Origin of the sequence: Sphingomonas sp., assembly GCF_019749955.1 — a bacterium.
In the GTDB taxonomy this organism is placed as follows: domain Bacteria; phylum Pseudomonadota; class Alphaproteobacteria; order Sphingomonadales; family Sphingomonadaceae; genus Sphingomonas.
In genome coordinates, this window is sequence record NZ_JAIEPC010000097.1 from 1 (window position 1) to 19,147 (window position 19,147).

A 19,147-nucleotide genomic window follows, 5' to 3' on the forward strand; every position below is an offset into this window, starting at 1 on the left:
ATGCAGGATTGAAATTCACCTCTTATGGGCGAAACGACAAGCGGCGGGGTCTAGCTGTCGATGTGGGATATGGTGCCGCTTACAGGACTCGAACCTGTGACCCCCGCATTACGAATGCGATGCTCTACCAGCTGAGCTAAAGCGGCGCGCGAGAGGCGCGATGGCCCCGGTTGCGGAGGCGGCGCTTACCACCTCGATCCGGGACTGACAAGCGGGCGCGCGGAAAAGCGACTGCGCGCGCAACTTCCGCGCATTCCCCCAGCCCGGCTTTACCGGTCGTTTACCACAATCGGGCACAACGCATCCGGAATAGCGGGCAATGGCCCAATGGGGATGAGTGCATGGATACGCTGCGCGGGTTCGAAGACGATCGGGTGGACAGCGATCAACAGGACGAGGCCGATATGCGCGTCGACGACAATGCCGACTTCGACATCGGCACCGACGAACGGCGGATGCATGTGCGCGCCTATAATCATTGGGTGTCGCTGCTCGGTGGTCGCGCCTATCCGTCGATCGAGGATCTCGATCCCGAAAACATCGCCGATTTCGGCCCGCATTCGGTGCTGCTCGACTTTACCAGCGGCATCGATAATCCCGCGATCCGCTTTCTGGGACGCGCGTTGCGCGAGGAATGCCAGCTCGATTCGTCGATCACGCACATCAATCAGGTGCCGAGCCGATCGCTGCTGTCGCGCCTGACCGACCATTATCTCCAGATTATCGCCAACCGCGCGCCGATTGGCTTTGAGGCCGAATTTGTCGGCACGCGCGGGCACAACACGCTCTATCGCGGCATTTTGATGCCGTTTTCGTCGGATGAGGACACGATCGATTTCATCTATGGCGTGATCAACTGGAAGGAAATGGTCGACGCCGATACGCAAGCAGCACTTGTTGCCGAAGTCGCTGAAGCCGTGCGCAGCGCACCACGCGCTGCCGTGGCCGCGCCTGCCCCCGCCTGGGCGAGCGGCCCGAGCGCGGCGATCGATGACGAGAGCGATGCCTTCGCCGAAGATGGCGGCGCGGAGCCGGTCGACATGGGCACCGGGCTCGCGCTCGCCGACCAGCTCAGCCTGGCGCAGCAAAGCGCCGCCGCCGTGCGCGCTGCTGACACGCGCAGCCGCGCCGCGCTCTATCGCGCGCTTGGCCGTGCCTATGATTTCGCCGCCGCCACCGATGCCGATGCCGATGGCTATGCCGCGCTGCTCGTCGACGCCGGCCTGAGTGTACAGGCGCGCGCGCCGATGACGCCGATCGTCAAGCTGGTGTTCGGCGCCGATTACGACAAGACTCGCCTGACCGAATTTGCCGCTGTGTTGACGCACGCGCGCCGATCAAACGTGCCGCTCGGCGCGCTGGGCGATTTCCTCGAAATGGCCGAGGGTGGGATCAAGGGCATTGTCGCCGCTGAACGCGCGCTCAAGCGCCCTACGGCCCAGCTTGATCGCAGTGCTACCGCGCGTGCCCGTGTCGCCGAGATGCCGAGCCTTGGCTCGGTGACACTCGAAGTCGATGCGGTGGTGGGCGAACTGGTCGTGCTCGTCGCGCGCAAATGCGCCCGCGGCGACTTCGAGATTGTCGGCAGCGTCGCGACCAACGATCCGATTACCGAGCGCGCGGTCGCCCGCATCAGCGGCTAAACACGCCACCAAGGCACGCTTTGCGGCGACTTCGATCTTGAGCTAGCGCGCCGCGCGGCGCATAGCGGCGCCCATGGGGATCGCCACGCTGAAATCGCTGTCGGACGCACTTGCAGTCCGGCTTGTCGAAGGAGCCCTGCCGGGCGAGCTGGAGGGGTTCGGCGCGGCCGAGCGGACCGAGGCTGCGCGCTTCGTTGCCGCCACCGCCGGGCTGCGGCCGCCCAATACGGCGCGGATGGAACTCGAGACGATCAGCGGTGATGATTCGAACCGCCAGATGCGGCTCGCGATCATCAACGACGACATGCCGTTTCTGGTCGATTCGATTGCCGCGACGATCGGCGCGCACGACATTGCGATCGACCGCATCATTCACCCCGTCCTGCCGATCGAACGCGACGACGACGGCACCTTCAGCAAGGTTGGATCGGGCACGCCCGAATCGATGATTTACATCGAGATGGAACGCGTCGATGCGCGTCGGCGCAAGGCGTTGCTGGGCGACATCGAGCGGCATCTGGGCAACGTTCGCGCTGCCGTCGCCGACTGGCAGCCGCTGCAAGACGTGATGGCAGCCGATGCCGCGACGCTGACCGCCAGCAACAATCCGATCGAGCGCGAGGGCGGCGCCTTGCTCGGCTGGTTCCTCGAGCGCCATTTCACGCTGCTCGGCCACGAACATTGGCTGCGCGATGGGGGCACGACCGACCGGCTCGGCATCGCCCGCAATATTCAAAAGGTACCGATCCTCGCCGATAGCTCGCGTCAGCTCGCGCTCGACTGGTGCGCGGCGGGCAATCCGGCGCCGCTGCTCGTCAAGTCGAACCTGATTTCGAGCGTGCACCGCCACGTGCCGCTCGATCTGGCCATCGTGCCGATCCGCGACGGCGACGCAGTTGTTGGCCTGTCGATCCATGCCGGGCTTTGGACATCGAGCGCGCTGCACGCCCCGCCGCAGGATGTGCCGGTACTGCGCGCACGGCTGAGCGCGCTGGAGGGAAAATTCGGCTTTGATCCCAAGGGCCACACCGGCAAGGCGCTGAGCCATGCGCTGGGCGCACTGCCGCATGATCTGGTGACCGCGTTCGACCAGGGCAGTCTTGAAACACTCGCGCTGACCGCGATGTCGCTCGCCGATCGGCCGCGCGCTGAGATCGTGCTGGTGCGCTCGACGCTCGGGCGACACATGTTCGCGTTTGTCTGGCTGCCGCGCGACGATCTGTCGACCGCGCGCCGGGTGGCGATTGGCGAGATGCTGGCAGAAGCGTCGAATGGCGCGCTGCTCAACTGGTCGATCGCGCTCGAAGACGGGGTAGTGGCGATGATTCGCTATACCTTCGATCTGCGCGGCGAGGGGCGCATGCCCGATGTCGCGCCGCTCAATCAACGACTGGCGCGGATGCTGCGCGGCTGGGCGCCCGCGATCGAGGCGGCGCTCGCCGAAATGGCCGATCCGGCGCGCGCGGCAAGGCTGGCACTCCGCCACGCCAATTGCTTCCCGCAAGCCTATCGCGCGACGAGCACGCCCGAAGAAGCGGCGCGCGATATCCTGCGGCTCGCGACGCTCGAAACGCCCGAGGCGCGATCGGTGAGACTCTACCGCGACGCGAGCGGCGTGCGGCTGAAAACCTATCGCTACGGCGGCGCACTGGCGCTGTCGGACGCCGTGCCGGTGCTTGAGAATTTCGGCTTCCGCGTGATCGAGGAAGTGCCCACCGCACTGGCCGACGAAGCCGAGGGCTTTGTCCATGATTTCGCGATTCAGGCGGGTCCTGAAGCCGCGCCAGGCGCGCTGGAGGGCAATACGGCGGTGCTGGAGGCCGCGATTGCCGATGTGCTGCAGGGTCAGGCCGAAAACGATGCCTTCAACCGGCTGATCGTCGACGCCGGCCTCGCACCGCGCGCGGTCGTGCTGTTTCGCGCCTGGTTCCGCTATCTGCGCCAGGCTGGCTTGGCCTATAGCCTTGTCACGGTGGTCGACGCGATCCGGCGCGCGCCGCATGTCGCCGCCGCGTTGATCGCGCAGTTCGACGCCGCGCATGATCCCAAAAGCAGCGCCGATGTCGCCGCCGCCCGGGCTGCTGTGCTCGACGGCCTCGAAGCGGTCAGCGCGATCGACGACGATCGGATCCTGCGCAGCATCGGTGGGGTCATCGACGCGACCATGCGCACCAATGCCTTTGCGCCAGCCGCCACCGAAGCGCTCGCGTTCAAGCTCGACAGCGCTGTGGTCCCCGGCCTGCCCGCGCCGCTGCCGTGGCGTGAAATCTGGGTCTATAGCCCGCGCGTCGAAGGCATTCACTTGCGCGCCGGGCCGATCGCCCGCGGCGGCTTGCGCTGGTCTGACCGGCGCGACGATTTCCGCACTGAGATTCTGGGGCTGATGAAGGCCCAGCGCGTGAAGAATGCGGTGATCGTGCCGACCGGCGCCAAGGGCGGCTTCTATCCCAAAATGCTCCCCAATGCCGCCAATCGCGACGCATGGCTTGCTGAAGGGACCGAGAGCTACCGTATCTTTATCCGCACGTTGCTGTCGGTCACCGACAATATCGTTGATGGCAAGGTTGTGCACCCGGCGGGGGTACGCATCCACGACGGCGAGGACCCCTATTTCGTCGTTGCCGCCGACAAGGGCACCGCGACCTTCAGCGATGTCGCCAATGCGATTGCGCTCGATCGCGGTTTCTGGCTGGGCGATGCTTTCGCGAGCGGCGGCTCGGTCGGCTATGACCATAAGGCCATGGGCATCACCGCCAAGGGCGCGTGGATCAGCGTCCAGCGCCACTTTGCCGAACGCGGGCTCGATGTGCAGACCGATCCGGTGCGCGTGATCGGTTGCGGTGACATGTCGGGCGATGTGTTCGGCAACGGCATGCTGCTGTCGAACACCATCCGCTTGGTCGCAGCCTTCGATCACCGCCACATCTTCCTCGATCCCGACCCCGATCCGACGGCGAGCTGGGCGGAGCGGGCGCGCTTGTTCTCGCTCGCGCGCTCATCCTGGGCCGATTATGACAAAGCCCTGATCTCGGCGGGCGGCGGCGTGTTCGCGCGGACCGACAAGAGCATCGAACTGTCGGACGAGATTCGGGCGGCGCTCGGCATTGCCGCGAGCGAGCTCGATCCGGTGTCGCTGATCTCGGCAATCCTGAAGAGCCCGGTCGACCTGATCTGGTTCGGCGGTATCGGCACTTACGTAAAGGCGGCAGCCGAAAACAATATTCAGGTCGGCGACCCGGCAAATGACCGGCTTCGCGTCAATGCAGAGGAACTGCGCGCGACCGCGATCGGCGAAGGCGCCAATCTGGGTGTGACACAGGCCGCGCGCATTGCCTTTTCCGCGCGCGGCGGCCGGATCAACACCGATTTCATCGACAATTCGGCCGGCGTCGATTGCTCGGACAATGAGGTCAACATCAAGATCGCGCTCAACCGCGAAGTCATCGAAGGGCGGCTGGGGCTCGACGCCCGCAATGATCTGCTGGCGTCGATGACCGAAGATGTCGCGGCGATTGTGCTCGAGGATAACCGGCTCCAGACGCTCGGCTTGTCGATCATGGAGAATGACGGCGCGCAAGGGTTGCCCAGCTATGTCCGGCTGATCGAGATTTTCGAGGGCAGCGGCAAGCTCGATCGCCGGGTCGAAGGGCTGGCATCGAACGACGATCTGTTGCGCCGTGCGCAGGAGCAGCGCGGGCTGACACGGCCTGAGCTGGCGGTGCTGCTCGCGACCGCCAAGCTTGCGCTGCAGGACGCCATCGAAAGCAGCCCGCTGGCGCATGACGACGCGCTGAAGCCCGATCTTCATGCAGCATTTCCGCCCGCGATGCGCGCGCAATTCGCGACAGCGATCGATGATCACCGGCTGCGCGGCGAAATCGTCGCGACCAAGCTGGCCAATCGCATCGTCAACCGGATGGGTGTGCTCCACCCGTTCGAGCTTGCCGAGGAGGAAGGCGCGGCGATGGCCGATATCGCGGCGATGTTTGTCGTGGTCGAACAACTCTTCGATCTCCCCGCGCTGTGGACCGAGATCGAACAGACCGCTATGCCCGAAGCGGCGCGGATCGGGATGTTCGAAGAAGTGGCGGTGGCCACGCGCTCGCATATCGCCGATCTGCTTCGGGTCTGCCGCCCCGGCACCGGACCGGCCGAGGTGCGCGCGCGCATCGGCGACGGCATTGCCGCGCTTTCTCGCAAAACCGACACTTTGCTGCGCGACGAAGCGCGCGCGCAGAGCGATCGCATCGCCCATCGGCTTGAGCTGGTCGGTGCTCCTGTCACGCTCGCGCACAAGGTCGCGCGGATTTTCGAACTCGACGGTGCAGTGGGCCTTGCCGATCTCGGCCAGCGGCTGGGGATCGACGAAATCGTGCTGACGGGCGCTTTCACCACGCTCGGGCAAGCGCTGGGGCTCGACTGGGCGCAGGCCAATGCCGCGCGGATCAATTCGAGCGACCCGTGGGAGCGACTGCTGATTGCGGGACTCGCGCGCGATTTCCAGCAGATCCGGCTCGATTTCCTCGGGCGGCTGGGCGCCGCCGATCCTTTGCACGCGGTCGAGGCTTGGCTTGCCGACAATGGCGCGCGCGTGCAGCAGTTCCGCGCGCTGGTCGACCGCGCGCGGCGGGCGAGCGCGCCCAACGCGGCGATGCTCGCGCAGATCGCCGGGCAGGCGCGGGTGTTGCTCGGGCGTTAGAAGCGGAAACGGATCGTCGCGCGGCCGTTGAGCGGCGCGCCGGTCGAGATATTGTTGTCGGTGTGCGCGGTCGGGAAATAGCCCGCGTCGAACAGATTTTCGACGTTCACCTGCACTTCGATCGCCTTGGTCAGCTTGTAGTATAGCGCGGCATCGACGCGGGCATAGCCCGGCAAGGTCACACTGTTCGAGATCGACGCGAAGCGATCCGAAAAATAGCTCACCCCCGCGCCAATGCCGAAGCGCTTGGTGACATTGTAGCGGGTGAAGGCCGACACGCTATGCTCGGGCACCAGCGCGACCTTGCTGCCGGCGCGTGCGGCCAACGTCGTTTCGGTGATCCGCGCATCCTGATAGCTATAGCCGAAGCTCAGCTGCCAATCGGGCGTGATCGCGCCGCGCGCTTCGATTTCGATGCCACGGCTGCGCTGCGCGCCCGTCAGCACTGTCGTGCGGCCATCCACCGGGCTGACCGCGCGCGTGTTGGTGCGGTCGAGTTGATAGACGTTGGCGGCGATCAACAGCCCGGCGCGGGGTTCCCATTTCGCACCGACTTCGTAGTTATCGAACTGCTCGGGCTTGAGCGCCGCAGTGGTCACGTTCAGCGAGGTGAACTGGTCGCCCGATTGCGGCAGATATGACCGCGCATAGCTGAAATAAAGCGACACCGGCTTGATCGGGTGCACCACCAACCCCGCGCGCGGCGACCAGAGCGCATCCGACCGGCTAAACTGCTGGCCAGCCACTTGGTCCGTAACGTCCAGCCTGAACCGGTCATGCCGCACGCCGAGCAACAACTCGACCGGCCCGATCTTCAGCTGATCCTGCACATAACCAGCAAAAATCGTTGCGGTGCTCACATTGTCGCGTTGGCCGCTGCCCGTGCGAAACACGATCGGCGGCACGACGAACGGATCGGCGAGCGGCGCCGCAAACGTCAGGCCATTGTCGGTCGCACCAGCGACCCCATCGAAAAAGCCATTCAGCCGCGACGACCGGGTATCCTGTCTCCCGAATTCCGCCCCGGCGAGGATCACATGCTCGATCGCGCCAGTGCGGGTGCGCCACACGAGATCGGTCTGGCTCAGCAGATTTTCGCGAAATGTAAAGTCGCGATACGCCTGCACGGGGACGAGGCCAGCCGCCGTCACGCTCCCCGAGGGGAAGGCATTGCTGTAATATTTGTCGTAATCGCCGTAGAGCAACCGCCCGGTGATGCTGAGCGCGTCCGAAAAGCGATGCTCGACCGTGGCGCGCGCGACATTGCCCGTGAACTGGGTGCGGTTGATGCCCGCCACGCCGAAAAAGGTGTCACGAAACCCGGTCAAGGGGCGCCCGCCCAGCGACGGAATCCCGCGATCGGTGACGCGGTCGTCATCGACATATTCATAGGACAAAGTGAATGCCGTGTCGGGTCCGGCGAACCATTTGACGACGGGGTTCACGGCGGTGACATGCCCGCCATAGACTTGGCGGTGGTTGGCGAATTCCTCGCGCACGGCATTGGCGCGCACCGCCACGCTGTCGCTCAGGCGGTAGTTGAGGTCGCCGTCGACATACCAGGCGCCGAAGCTGTCGACCGAGGCGCTTGCGCCGCCAAAGGTGGCGAGCGTCGGCGTCTTGGTGACGCGGTTGATCACCCCGCCGCCACCGCCGCGCCCGAAGGTCAGCGCGTTCGGCCCGCGCAAAATTTCGAGCCGGTCGAGGTTATAGAGCGGGCGGTAATATTGGACGTCGTCGCGCTGGCCATCGACGAAGAAATCGGCGGTTGAGTTATTGCCACGCAGCACGATCTGGTCGCGGTTGCCTTCGCCCTGCGCGGCAATCGCGCCAGGGACGTAGCGGAGCGCGTCGCTGATCGAGCGAAAGGCCTGATCGTCGATCTGCTGGCGCTCGATCGAGGTGATTGCCTGCGGCACATCCTTGATCGGCGTCGGGGTGCGCGTGGCGGTGCTGGTCTCCGCCGTCGCATAGCCGCTGCGCTGGCCCGTGACGGTGACATCGACGCGGTCGCCTTCGGGATCAGCGGGGGCGGGCGCCGTCGTTGGGCCTGCCAGCGCGGGCGCGGGCAACAGCCCGAGAGCGGAGGTCGCGGCAAGCAGGCAAAGAATCTCGGGTCGCATCATGTCCTCCGGTTGACGCCGGGTTATTGCGACTCATTCTCACTGTCAACGCTATTGCGAGTTATTCTCATTATTGGTGGCAACAAACAGCCACGTCCGGATCGCGCTGGCGAGATTGGGCGGATCGGCAGCGGTAATCCGCAGCGCATCGATTTCGGCAACGAGCGCCGACAGCGGCAGCGCGTGCGCGGCAGCGGCGGCTTCGAGCGCCGCCCAGAATACGGGCTCGAGGCTGATCGAGGTTGCATGCCCGGCGATCGTAACCGAGCGCTTGACGGGGCCGGCGAAGCCGCCGGGGGGTGGGGTGAGCCGACCTGCGCTCAACGTGTTGCCGTATCAAACAACCCCGCCAATTGCTCGATCATCGTGCCGCCCAATTGTTCGGCGTCCATGATCGTCACGGCGCGGCTGTAATAGCGGGTTACGTCATGGCCGATGCCGATCGCGCACAACTCAATCGGCGATCGGGTTTCGATCCAGCCGATCACCTGGCGCAAATGGCGCTCCAGATACGACCCGCTGTTGACGCTCAGTGTCGAATCATCGACTGGCGCGCCGTCCGAAATCACCATCAGGATCTTGCGGTCCTCGCGCCGCGCGAGCAACCGCGAATGCGCCCACAGCAACGCCTCGCCGTCGATATTTTCCTTGAGCAGCCCTTCGCGCATCATCAGCCCGAGATTGGGCTTGGCGCGGCGCCACGGTTCGTCGGCTTGTTTGTAGATGATGTGGCGGACATCGTTGAGCCGCCCCGGCTGCGGCGGGCGCCCGGCGGCGAGCCAATTCTCGCGCGCCTGCCCGCCCTTCCACGCGCGCGTGGTGAAGCCGAGGATTTCTGTTTTCACGCCGCAGCGTTCGAGCGTGCGCGCAAGGATGTCGGCGCTGATCGCCGCGATCGAAATCGGCCGCCCGCGCATCGACCCCGAATTGTCGATCAGCAAGGTGACGACGGTGTCCTTGAATTCGGTGTCGCGCTCGATCTTGTACGACAGCGACTGCATCGGGTTGACGATCACGCGGGCGAGCCGCGCGGCGTCGAGCAGCCCTTCGTCCTGGTCGAAATCCCAGCTGCGGCTCTGTTGCGCCATCAGCCGCCGTTGCAGCCGGTTGGCGAGCTTGGTCACCGCGCCCTGCAAATGGACGAGCTGCTGGTCGAGATAGGCACGCAGCCGCGCAAGCTCCTCGGCATCGCACAGCTCGGTCGCGGCGATTTCTTCGTCGAACGCCTGTGTCCAGGTCTTATACTCGAACTGCGGCATGAAATCGTTGAACGGGCGATTGGGCCGCACGGGCATCATCCCGTCGTCGCCTTCGTCGCCGGGTTCGCCATCGGCTTCGTCGAAACTGTCGTCGCTTTGCTGGCTCGATTCGCCTTCCTGCTGTTCGGAATCGCGACTGTCGCCGCGCTGTTCGACCTCGCCCTCACCCTGTTCGCCGGCGTCGTCGCTCTCGTCGCCTTCGTCCTGCGTCTGGTCGTCCTGGCCTTCGTCTTCGTTGCCGCCTTCGTCGGCATCGTCGGGCAGCAGATCGCCTTCGACCAGATCGAGGTCCTGGAGCAGCTTCATCGAGAGTTGGGCGAAGGCAGCCTGATTGTCGATCGCCAGCCCCAGCGCATCGAGATCGCCCGCCGCCTTTTCCTCGATCCACTCCCGGACGAGCGCGAGGCCGGCGGCGGCACCGGCGGGCGAGTCGAGCCCGGTCAGCCGCTCGCGCACGATCAGGCTGACGGCGGTCGACAGCGGCACTTCGTCGGCGGAGCGTGCGCGCGTGATCGGGTCGGCGCGCAGCCGCATGCCGAGCGCGGTCTCCAGATTGTCGGTGATCCCCTGATAACCGCGCGACCCAAGCGCCTCGACCCGCGCGCTTTCAACCGCGTCGAACACCGCGCGCGCCACCGCTTCCTGCGGCGCGCCCTTCAGGTGGAGCGCGGTGTCGTGGTGCTTGAGCCGCAGCGCAAAGCCATCGGCAAAGCCGCGCGCCTCGGCGACTTGCTCAGGCGGGAGGCCACGCGCGGGCATCGGCACCTTGATGTGCTTGCCCGATTGCGTCGGCGCATCGGCGGTATAGGCAAGCTCGATCTCGGGTTCGTCCGCCAGCGCGCGCGCCGCGCCACCGAGCACGGATTTGAAGCGATCGAGGGGGGTTTCGGCGGCCATTACCAGAGCGTCTCGCAGCCGAACGCGGCGATTTGGGGATCGCGCGTGATGACAATCATCTCCTCGATCAATGCCTGTGCCGCGATCAACCGATCGAACGGATCACGATGCGGACTCTCAAGGAATCCGGCCTTCAGCGCATGGACGTCGGTGATGCCAAGTGATCGGAATTCATTCGCGCGCATTAGAGGAAGATAGTCCTGCTCGAAATTGTCGATCACCTTTAGCTTGCCCGACTGCGTCTTGATGGCAATCTCCCAGACGCTGGCGACGCTCACAAAAACGTCACCCGACGCCTCGGCAATCGCTGCACGCGCTCCGTTCCCGAGCGGCGCAGGGTCGGTCCACCACCACAAGGCGGCGTGAGTGTCGAGAAGGTAACGCGTCAAACGCCATCGCTTCCACGTCTGCCCTCGAACAGCGCCAGTTCTTCCTCCGACAATGGATCAAACCACACCGAATCCGGAATGGGCCCGGTCAGCTTCAGTCCCCCGGGTTTGCGCTGCAACGGCTTGGGCGCGATATAGGGGACAAGGCGCGCGTAAGGAACACCCGCCTTGGCCAGAATGATTTCCTCGCCAGCGTGCGCGCGGTCGAGCAATTTCGAAAAATTGGTCTTTGCCTCATGCACGTTGACGACATTGAACGGATCGGCCTCAGCCATCACGCCACTCCTTTATGGACTAAGTCCAGTTAGTCCATATCCGCTGCGTTCTCAACCCTTCCCCACCACGCTCTCGGGCAAATCCTTCCCGAACACGCGCTGATAATATTCGGCCACCAGCGCGCGTTCGGCCTCATCGCATTTGTTGAGGAACGACAGCCGGAACGCAAAGCCGACGTCGCCGAAGATCAACGCGTTCTGCGCCCAGCTGATCACCGTGCGGGGCGACATCACCGTCGAGATGTCGCCGTTGATGAAGCCGCGCCGCGTCAGATCGGCGACGCGGACCATATTGTCGACGGTCGCCTTGCCCTGCGGCTGATCATATTCGCCCGACTTGGCGAGCACGATCTGCGCTTCGACGGCGGCGGGCAGATAGTTGAGCGTCACGACGATGTTCCAGCGGTCCATCTGGCCCTGGTTGATCTGCTGCGTGCCGTGATACAGCCCGCTGGTATCGCCCAAGCCCACCGTATTGGCGGTCGCGAACAGCCGGAAATAAGGATTGGGGCGGATCACGCGGTTCTGGTCGAGCAGGGTCAGCTTGCCCTCGGTCTCCAGCACGCGCTGGATCACGAACATCACGTCCGGCCGCCCGGCGTCATATTCGTCGAACACCAGTGCCGTCGGCGTCTGCAGCGCCCAGGGCAGCAGCCCTTCGCGGAATTCGGTGATCTGCTGGCCGTCCTTCAGCACAATCGCGTCGCGGCCGATCAAGTCGATGCGGCTGATATGCGCGTCAAGGTTGATGCGGATGCACGGCCATTTCAGCCGCGCCGCCACTTGCTCGATATGCGTCGACTTGCCGGTGCCGTGATAGCCCTGCACCATAACCCGGCGATTATGCGCAAACCCCGCCAGAATCGCGAGCGTCGTGTCGGCATCGAACACATAGGCCGGATCAAGATCGGGCACGCGCTCGTCAGATTCGCTGAACGCGGGGCATTGCATGTCGGTGTCGATGCCGAACAGATCGCGCACGCTGATCATTTTGTCGGGCGCGTCGAGCACGGTGGTCGTGCGGCTGTCGGGCTGGGTGTTCGGAATATCGGTCATGCGAGAATTGCCTTTCGACTCATCCCCTAGCCGTTGCCACGCGCCCAAGTCGAGATGCGTTCGCACCTGCCCGGTTGTCGGCTATGCCCGTGCAGTCGAGTCGCCGGGCAGGGTGATCGGCCAACCGGGAGGAAAAGGATGACCGACACCGTAACCGACGGCGCCCAGGGCCCCACCACGGGCCTGACCCCGCATCTGCAAATCGGCGATGCCCGCGCGAGCGAAGCGATTGCCTTTTACACCGCCGCTTTTGGCGCGGTGGAGCAGCGGCGCATGCTCGCCGATGACGGCAAGCGGTTGATGCACGCGCATCTGATCATCAATGGCGCCTCGCTGATGCTGCACGACGAATTTCCCGAATATGTCGACCCGGCCGAGGCCGATGGCGGGCCGCCGCGCGGCATCACGCTGCATTTGCAGGTCGACGACGCCGATGCGTGGTTCGCGCGCGCGGTGGCGGCGGGCGCGCGCGTGACGATGCCGCTGAGCGACCAGTTCTGGGGCGATCGCTATGCCCAGGTCGCCGATCCGTTCGGCCACCGCTGGTCGATCGGCGCGCCGATCAAGGGCTGAGCACGGCGGCGGGTTTCGCCCGCGAAAAGTGTCAAAGGTTACGACCATAGCAGGGGGGCAGTCTCCTCGCTGAGACCCGAGTCGCGGGCGGCGCGGGGCGAGGATGACAGAGGTTTTCCTACATTGGGAGGGGGTGATCGGGATGAGCAAGGCAGCAAATGGGGCCGTTGGCCCCCGCAGCTACCAAGCCGACAGGCCCTCGCTCGAGTTCAAACGAGCGCCCGTCTGAGGCTGCCCGCTTCGCTGTTCGGAGCGCGGCAGCCGCAGAGCGTTGAAGAGCGCGTCGCTCAGGCCGCGCGCGCGTAACGCGCCGTCTGGCAGAACATCAGGATGCACACCTTCATTTCGACAACGCGTGGCGACATCAGCCGCAGCGTGGCGGGCAACTGCCGCTTGCCGTCATGATAGGTGCCGCGCCAGCGATTGGGCCCATCAAGGGTCACGTCCGACAGGACAAGGCCGGTTTCGACCTGACCCGGCTGGCCCTTGGCACGGCGGGCAAGCCCGGTCGCGCAGAGCCGCCCCGGCGTCTTGCTGCACGGTTCGATCCGCGCCGCGCCGGGACCGTCGATCTCGGTCCAGGTGCCGAGCAGCGGTGAGGGGTTCGTCATGGTACCGGCCTCGCTCAGCACTGCGGTCATCAGCATCAGTTTCGTCATCCACATGGTTCAGTTCCTTTCAGGGTTCAGGTTGGTTGGGGGTTGGGGACATCAGGCCGCGACGGGATCGCCAGCCGGATCGGGAAGCGGGCGCCGCACGGCAGCCGCGAAGTGGCGGTGGTAATCGGGGTGTTCGGTGCCCATCCAGCGATCCCACCAAGTGAAGTAGAGGCCGAAATTCCAGCCCACCTTCCCGTGGTGCAGGTCGTGATGCGTGGTGGTGGTCATCCAGTCGAACAGCGGGCGCCCATCGCGCCGCGCCGGCATCACTTCGATCCCGCAGTGGAGCAGCGTGTTGCGCACGATCTGGTGGAGCACGAACAAATCGACCACGACCCAGGACGTCGGCACGATCAGCACCCACAGCGGGACGAAGCTGCCCATCAGCACGGCTTCGGCCCAGTCGAAGCTATAGGCCGTGAAGGGCGAGGGATTGTTGCTGAGATGGTGGCGGCGATGCACCCAGCGGAACAGGCTGCGGCGGTGCGACAGCCGGTGCGCCCAATAGAAATAGGCGTCGTGCGCGACGATCATCAGCATCAGGCTGGCCCAGAACCACGCCGGGCCCCAGCCAGCGGCGATCTTGCTGCCTTTCCACCAGCCGAGATGATGCGCGATCGTCACCCCGAGCGAGACGGTGGAGAACACCGCGATTGATCGTAGCGAGTAAAGGAATTCCTTGCGGAGCTGGCGCGCGGGCGGGCGCTGGCTGCGGATCCGGCGACCGGCGAGCGGTCGTGCGAGCGCGTACCAAAGCAGCAACCAGAAGCTGGTCGCGAAGATCACATAACGAATAGCATCGCCGAGCATGAGCAGCACCCAGTGCGGCCCCAGCGACGCAAAATAGTCCAACGACATAAGCGAACCTCCTTTGATTGGGTGGTTCGCGTTTCGATCAAGCTGCGGCGAACGGTCTCGCCGATCCGTTGCAGAGGTTCGCCGATTCCATAATCAGCGAGGGTTTTCGGGAATCGGCGAGGCGTGGCTGAACGCCAGACGCCGATATTCGGTCGGCGTCACGCCGGTCTCATCCCGAAAAGCGCGGTTGAAGGGGCCGAGCGAGCCGAATCCCAGGTCGAACGCGATACTCGCGACCGTGCGCGCGGCGCTGGCGGGATCGCTTAGCAGCGATCTGGCCTCGGCAATGCGGCGCTGGTTGACGAAACTTGCGAAGTTGCGGTGGCCGAGTTGGTCGTTGATCAGTCGCCGCAGTCGGTGCTCGGGCAAGCCAACCGCAGTGGCGAGATCGCCGATCGTCAGCCCCTCGCGCCGCCAGAGTGCGTCGACATCCATTACCTGGTGCAACCGCTCGAGCCATATTGGGCTGTCGTCGATCGCGGGTGCATCGACCGGCGCGGATCGCCCGGGAGCCGCGACACCGAACAGCGTCGATCGCGCTTCGAGCAGCACGGCGACCCCCGCGATCCCCAGCAGCGCCTGGATCGAGGCATTGGCAAATTCATACCATGCGGCATTGAATCCCAGATTCTGGCCGATCTGGGCGACACTCAACACGATCGAAAAACTCGCGATCAATATCAGAAACGGCACGCGCAGCCGCCGTCGCGCTTCGACCAGATCGTTACGCCCTGATTGCACGATCACGACCAGCGCATGCAGCGCGAGCAACAACCCGACCAGATTGTGGACCGTCCAGACTCCAGAGGCGATCGAGCGCGGGCCATAATGGCCGAGCAGCCCGATCACCGTCAGGGCAACCGCCGGTGCGGCGCTCGCTGCACTCAGCCGCCGATCCTCGAACAACGTCACCGCAAACAGCCAGAAATAGCCCGCACTGCCGATCTGGATCAGCCATAGCAGCAGCTCGAACGGCCCCAGCAGCTGTTGGATCGCGCGCGCGCCGTTGAGCGTGAAGCAGATGTTGCTGATGATGAACAGCAAGGTAGCGACGCGGAGCCCCAGGTCACTGGCGCTGCGGGCCAGCGAGATGCCGAGTCCGAATTGCGCCCCGATGGCGATCCCGCGAAACAGCAGGTCGAGAATTTGCCAAGAATCCACCGGTATCTGCGCTCCCCCGCCCATGATCGACAGCTTATTGGGGGTGTGGCCCGATTGCCAGAGCGGGGCTCGGACAGCTTCGCGGGCGCGATTTCCCGCCTCCACCCCCCTCAAGCAAAAGCCGCCGACTTCCGCAACACCTGATACGCCGCAATCACATCCTGCAGCTTGCCCTCAAACCCCCGGTCTCCCCCGTTCCGGTCGGGGTGATATTGCCGCACCAGCTCCGAATAGCGCGTGCGCAACGCTCGCCGGTCGGCATCGGTCCCCAGCCCCAGTACCCGCAAGGCGCGCCGGTCGCCGTCCGATAGCGGCTTGCCGTCTTTCCGCATCGCCCCTTCGCGCATCCGCTCGCGAAACCTGGCGCCGATCGCGTCGAGCGGGTCGGTGAAGTCGGCCCAGGGCGGGGGGCGGTCGGCACCGGCGGTCGCAAAGGCGCGCGTCTCGCGTTCCCAGCCGGCATAGGGGCGTTGCGCGGCGTTGATCTCGTCGGGGGTCATCCCGGAGAAGAAATTATAGCGCGCGTTGAATTCGCGGACATGGTCGAGGCACAGCCAGCGATAGGCGGGTGGCGCGTCGCTCCTTGCGCCTTCTTCGGGCGGCGCGCGGAATTCGCCCGGCGCGTCGCAGCCCGGCGTCATGCATTGCCGCCCCGTCCCCTCGACGCGGCCATGGAAGCGCGCGGCGGGTCGGTCCTTCTTTTCACGCTCGCTGGTCACGCCGCTCCCCGAATCCGCAAAACGGTTTATATAGGTCGCATGACCGATCCTGCTACTGGCCCCGTCGCCACCGAAATCGCCGCTCGCCTCACCGCCGCGCTCACCCCGTCGCATCTCGCCGTCATCAACGACAGCGCGCAGCACGCGGGACATATGGGCGATGATGGCTCGGGCGAATCGCACTTCACCGTCGTTGTCGAAAGCGCGGCGTTCGCGGGGCAATCGCGGCTCGCGCGGCAGCGGCTGGTGAATGCCGCACTCGGCGATCTGATGGCGGGAACGGTGCATGCGCTGGCGATCAAGGCCCGCGCGCCCGGGGAAGCATGACGCTGACGCCCAGGCCGGCGGCGCGGATCATCCTGCTCGATCCGGCGGGGCGCGTGCTGCTGTTCCGCTTCGACCCCGATGACCGCCCGCCCTTTTGGTGCACGCCGGGCGGGGCGCTCGATCCGGGCGAGGCGTATGCGGTCGCGGCGCGGCGCGAGTTGATCGAGGAAACGGGGCTCGATCTCGATCCGGGGCCGGAGATTGCGCGGCGCTACGTCGAGTTCACGACAATCGAGGGCGTGCCGGTCAGCGCCGACGAGCGCTATTTCCTCGTGCGCGCGCCGAGCGACGCGGTCGACACCGGCGGGCATACCGCGCTCGAACAGCGGGTGATGACGCGCTGGCGCTGGTTCACCCCCGCCGAACTCGCCGCGCATGACGAAGCCTATTTCCCGGAAGACCTGATCGCCCTCGTCGCCACCCATGCCGGAGCCGATGCATGACCGATGACCCTTTCCTGCTGACGATCACCCCGACAACGCATGATCTGGGCGGGTTCAAGGTCCACCGCACGCTGCCCGCGCGGCCGCGCACGATGGTGGGGCCGTTCATCTTCTTCGACCAGATGGGGCCGGCGCATTTGGCGGTCGGGGAGGGCATCGACGTGCGCCCGCACCCGCATATCAATCTGGCGACGGTGACCTATTTGTTTGCAGGCGCGATCGACCACCGCGATTCCCTCGGCAGCCATGTCACGATCGAGCCCGGCGCGGTCAATCTGATGACGGCGGGGCATGGCATCGTCCATTCGGAGCGATCGCCCACTACCGAACGTGCGGCGGGGCCGGAACTCTCGGGCATCCAGACCTGGCTCGCGCTGCCCGAGGCCGATGAGGAGCGCGACCCGGCGTTTGAGCAGGTGCTGCGCGAGGCGCTGCCGGTGGTCGAGGCAGGCGGCGCGCGGGCGCGGGTGATCATGGGGTCGCTGTGGGGGGCGACTGCGCCGACGACGACTTATGCGCAGACGATCTATGCCGACATCGACTTGGCGGCGGGCGCGCAAGTGCCGATCGACGCGGGCGCCGACGAGCGCGCGGTCTATCTCGCTTATGGCGAGGCGAGCCTCGACGGCGTGCCGCTCGACCCGCAGACTTTGTACGTGCTGCGACCGGGGGCGGCGGCGACCCTGCGCTCGGACGGCGGCGGGCGGGTGATGCTGTGCGGCGGCGAAGCGTTCGCGACCCCGCGCCATGTGTGGTGGAATTTCGTCTCGTCGAGCCGCGATCGGATCAACCAGGCGAAGGAGGATTGGAAAGCGGGCCGCTTTCCGACGGTGCCGGGGGACGAGAAGGAATTTATCCCGATCCCGGAAGTGCCGAAGACAGTCAGTTACCCATAAACCTTGATGTGTCCTCGGTTCGTTTCGAGCGCAGGCTCTGTCGAGCGACGTCGAGACGTCGAGAAACAGGCCGCAAGCGCCGCGCTCGGCATCCGTGTCTCGACTTCGCTCGACACTAACGGGCAGGGGTGTGATGAAATGAGCGGCACTGCGCGCTGGTGGCGCGCACCAACCGGGAGAGAGCGATGACCGATGCCTTCAGCCTGACGCGGATTGCGCTGCCGACCGGCGTCGAGCTCGATGTCGCGACTGCGGGCGATCCGGGGGCGCCGGGGATTATCCTGCTGCACGGCTTTCCCGAATCGCACCGCACCTGGCGCCACCAGATCCCCGAACTCGCGAAAACCCATTTCGTGATCGCGCCCGATCAGCGCGGCTTTGCGCGCTCGTCAAAGCCCGAGGGGGTCGCGCAGTATAAGTCGGACAAGACCATCGGCGACATGCTCGCGCTGGCGGACCATTACGGGAAGGATCGCTTCACGCTCGTCGGGCATGATTGGGGCGGCGCGATTGCCTGGGCGGCGGCGCTCAACCATCCCGACCGGATCGAGCGGCTGATCATCCTCAACGCGCCGCACCCGCTGATCTTCCAGCGCACCCTGTTCGACGATCCCGATCAGCGCGCGGCGAGCCAATATATCACGGCGTTCCGCGACCCCAACCTCGAAGCCCATATCGCGTCGATCGGCGTCGAGGCCTATTTCGGCAAGACCTTCGTCGGCCATGCCGACCCCGCCGTGATGGCGGTTGAAAAGCCGATCTACCTCGACCAATGGACCCAGCCCGGCGCGCTGACGGGCATGTTCAACTGGTACCGCGCGAGCTCGCTGATTATCCCCGCGATCGGCGAGGCACCGCCGCGTCCGGCCTATCTCGACGCGCCCTTCGCGCCGCTGAAGATGCCGGTGCTGGTGATCTGGGGCCTGCGCGACACCGCGCTGCGGCCGAGCCAGCTTGAGGGGCTTGAGCTTTTGGTGCCCGATCTGACGCTGGTAGAGACCGACGCGGGCCATTTCGTGACCTGGGAAGCGCCCGAGCACGTCAACGCGGCGATGCGCGCGTTCCTGGCGTAGGAAATGGTGCCCCATACGGGACAAAGCTGGGCACTCAGATCATTGGATAATTTCGCTGTCTCGCGGCTGAGGTTGGCCGGCTCCGGACTGGCGGATT

At 65.4% G+C, this 19,147-nt stretch carries 17 protein-coding genes and 1 tRNA gene; 7 read left to right on the top strand and 11 right to left on the bottom strand.

Annotated features, from left to right (window positions below; translation table 11 throughout):
* Positions 1-70: 70 nt before the first annotated feature.
* Positions 71-146, bottom strand: a tRNA-Thr gene (locus K2W81_RS14625).
* Between the two features lie 195 nt (positions 147-341).
* Here K2W81_RS14625 and K2W81_RS14630 point away from each other — a divergent pair.
* Together K2W81_RS14630 and K2W81_RS14635 are read left to right on the top strand one after the other, a co-directional pair.
* Positions 342-1,643, top strand: a complete 1,302-nt coding sequence (locus K2W81_RS14630; protein ID WP_294105634.1) for a hypothetical protein — start codon at positions 342-344, stop codon at positions 1,641-1,643.
* Positions 1,644-1,716: 73 nt separating this feature from the next.
* Complete coding sequence (locus K2W81_RS14635; RefSeq protein WP_294105636.1) at positions 1,717-6,342, top strand: NAD-glutamate dehydrogenase domain-containing protein; 4,626 nt, start codon at positions 1,717-1,719, stop codon at positions 6,340-6,342.
* On the opposite strand, the gene K2W81_RS14640 is transcribed toward K2W81_RS14635, so the two are convergent.
* Genes K2W81_RS14640 through cobS form a run of 6 tightly spaced genes read right to left on the bottom strand, consistent with a single transcriptional unit; the run spans position 6,339 to position 12,341 of the window.
* A complete protein-coding gene (locus K2W81_RS14640; RefSeq protein WP_294105638.1) occupies positions 6,339-8,465 on the bottom strand; it encodes a TonB-dependent siderophore receptor in 2,127 nt (708 codons plus the stop codon). The genes K2W81_RS14635 and K2W81_RS14640 overlap by 4 nt on opposite strands.
* A 51-nt stretch (positions 8,466-8,516) precedes the next feature.
* The gene (locus tag K2W81_RS14645) at positions 8,517-8,789 is read right to left on the bottom strand and encodes a ribbon-helix-helix domain-containing protein (protein WP_294105639.1); all 273 of its coding nucleotides are present in this window, start codon (positions 8,787-8,789) and stop codon (positions 8,517-8,519) included.
* A complete protein-coding gene (gene cobT / locus K2W81_RS14650) occupies positions 8,786-10,621 on the bottom strand; it encodes a cobaltochelatase subunit CobT (RefSeq protein WP_294105641.1) in 1,836 nt (611 codons plus the stop codon). The genes K2W81_RS14645 and cobT overlap by 4 nt, the downstream gene beginning before the upstream one ends.
* A complete protein-coding gene (locus tag K2W81_RS14655) occupies positions 10,621-11,010 on the bottom strand; it encodes a type II toxin-antitoxin system VapC family toxin (protein WP_294105642.1) in 390 nt (129 codons plus the stop codon). Before K2W81_RS14655 ends, cobT begins: the two co-directional genes overlap by 1 nt.
* Positions 11,007-11,285, bottom strand: a complete 279-nt coding sequence (locus K2W81_RS14660) for a type II toxin-antitoxin system Phd/YefM family antitoxin (protein WP_294105644.1) — start codon at positions 11,283-11,285, stop codon at positions 11,007-11,009. Before K2W81_RS14660 ends, K2W81_RS14655 begins: the two co-directional genes overlap by 4 nt.
* A gap of 51 nt (positions 11,286-11,336) precedes the next feature.
* On the bottom strand, positions 11,337-12,341 hold the full coding sequence (cobS, locus tag K2W81_RS14665) for a cobaltochelatase subunit CobS (RefSeq protein WP_294105646.1): 1,005 nt from the start codon (positions 12,339-12,341) through the stop codon (positions 11,337-11,339).
* Positions 12,342-12,479: 138 nt separating this feature from the next.
* On the opposite strand from cobS, the gene K2W81_RS14670 reads away from it, so the two are divergent.
* On the top strand, positions 12,480-12,914 hold the full coding sequence (locus K2W81_RS14670; protein WP_294105647.1) for a VOC family protein: 435 nt from the start codon (positions 12,480-12,482) through the stop codon (positions 12,912-12,914).
* Positions 12,915-13,201: 287 nt separating this feature from the next.
* On the opposite strand, the gene K2W81_RS14675 is transcribed toward K2W81_RS14670, so the two are convergent.
* The 4 genes from K2W81_RS14675 to K2W81_RS14690 form a co-directional block, all read right to left on the bottom strand.
* Positions 13,202-13,579 carry a hypothetical protein gene (locus K2W81_RS14675; protein WP_294105649.1) on the bottom strand — a complete coding sequence of 126 codons (378 nt, stop codon included), beginning with the start codon at positions 13,577-13,579 and terminating at the stop codon, positions 13,202-13,204.
* 45 nt (positions 13,580-13,624) lie between these two features.
* Positions 13,625-14,431: a sterol desaturase family protein gene (locus K2W81_RS14680; protein WP_294105651.1), complete on the bottom strand. Its 807-nt coding sequence runs from the start codon at positions 14,429-14,431 to the stop codon at positions 13,625-13,627.
* A 93-nt stretch (positions 14,432-14,524) separates the two neighbouring features.
* Positions 14,525-15,592, bottom strand: coding sequence for a helix-turn-helix domain-containing protein (locus K2W81_RS14685; RefSeq protein ID WP_294105652.1), 1,068 nt, complete (start codon positions 15,590-15,592; stop codon positions 14,525-14,527).
* A gap of 110 nt (positions 15,593-15,702) precedes the next feature.
* Entirely contained in the window at positions 15,703-16,233 is a 531-nt protein-coding gene (locus K2W81_RS14690) for a DnaJ domain-containing protein (RefSeq protein ID WP_294105668.1), read from the bottom strand.
* A gap of 117 nt (positions 16,234-16,350) precedes the next feature.
* Between K2W81_RS14690 and K2W81_RS14695 the strand changes: the two genes are divergently transcribed.
* The 4 genes from K2W81_RS14695 (at position 16,351) to K2W81_RS14710 (ending at position 19,050) form a co-directional block, all read left to right on the top strand.
* Complete coding sequence (locus K2W81_RS14695; RefSeq protein ID WP_294105655.1) at positions 16,351-16,638, top strand: BolA family transcriptional regulator; 288 nt, start codon at positions 16,351-16,353, stop codon at positions 16,636-16,638.
* Entirely contained in the window at positions 16,635-17,081 is a 447-nt protein-coding gene (locus K2W81_RS14700; protein ID WP_294105660.1) for an NUDIX domain-containing protein, read from the top strand. Before K2W81_RS14695 ends, K2W81_RS14700 begins: the two co-directional genes overlap by 4 nt.
* On the top strand, positions 17,078-17,977 hold the full coding sequence (locus K2W81_RS14705; protein ID WP_294105662.1) for a pirin family protein: 900 nt from the start codon (positions 17,078-17,080) through the stop codon (positions 17,975-17,977). The genes K2W81_RS14700 and K2W81_RS14705 overlap by 4 nt, the downstream gene beginning before the upstream one ends.
* A 185-nt stretch (positions 17,978-18,162) precedes the next feature.
* Positions 18,163-19,050 (top strand): alpha/beta hydrolase, encoded by an 888-nt coding sequence (locus tag K2W81_RS14710; protein WP_294105665.1) that lies wholly within the window; start codon positions 18,163-18,165, stop codon positions 19,048-19,050.
* The last annotated feature ends 97 nt before the right edge of the window (positions 19,051-19,147 follow it).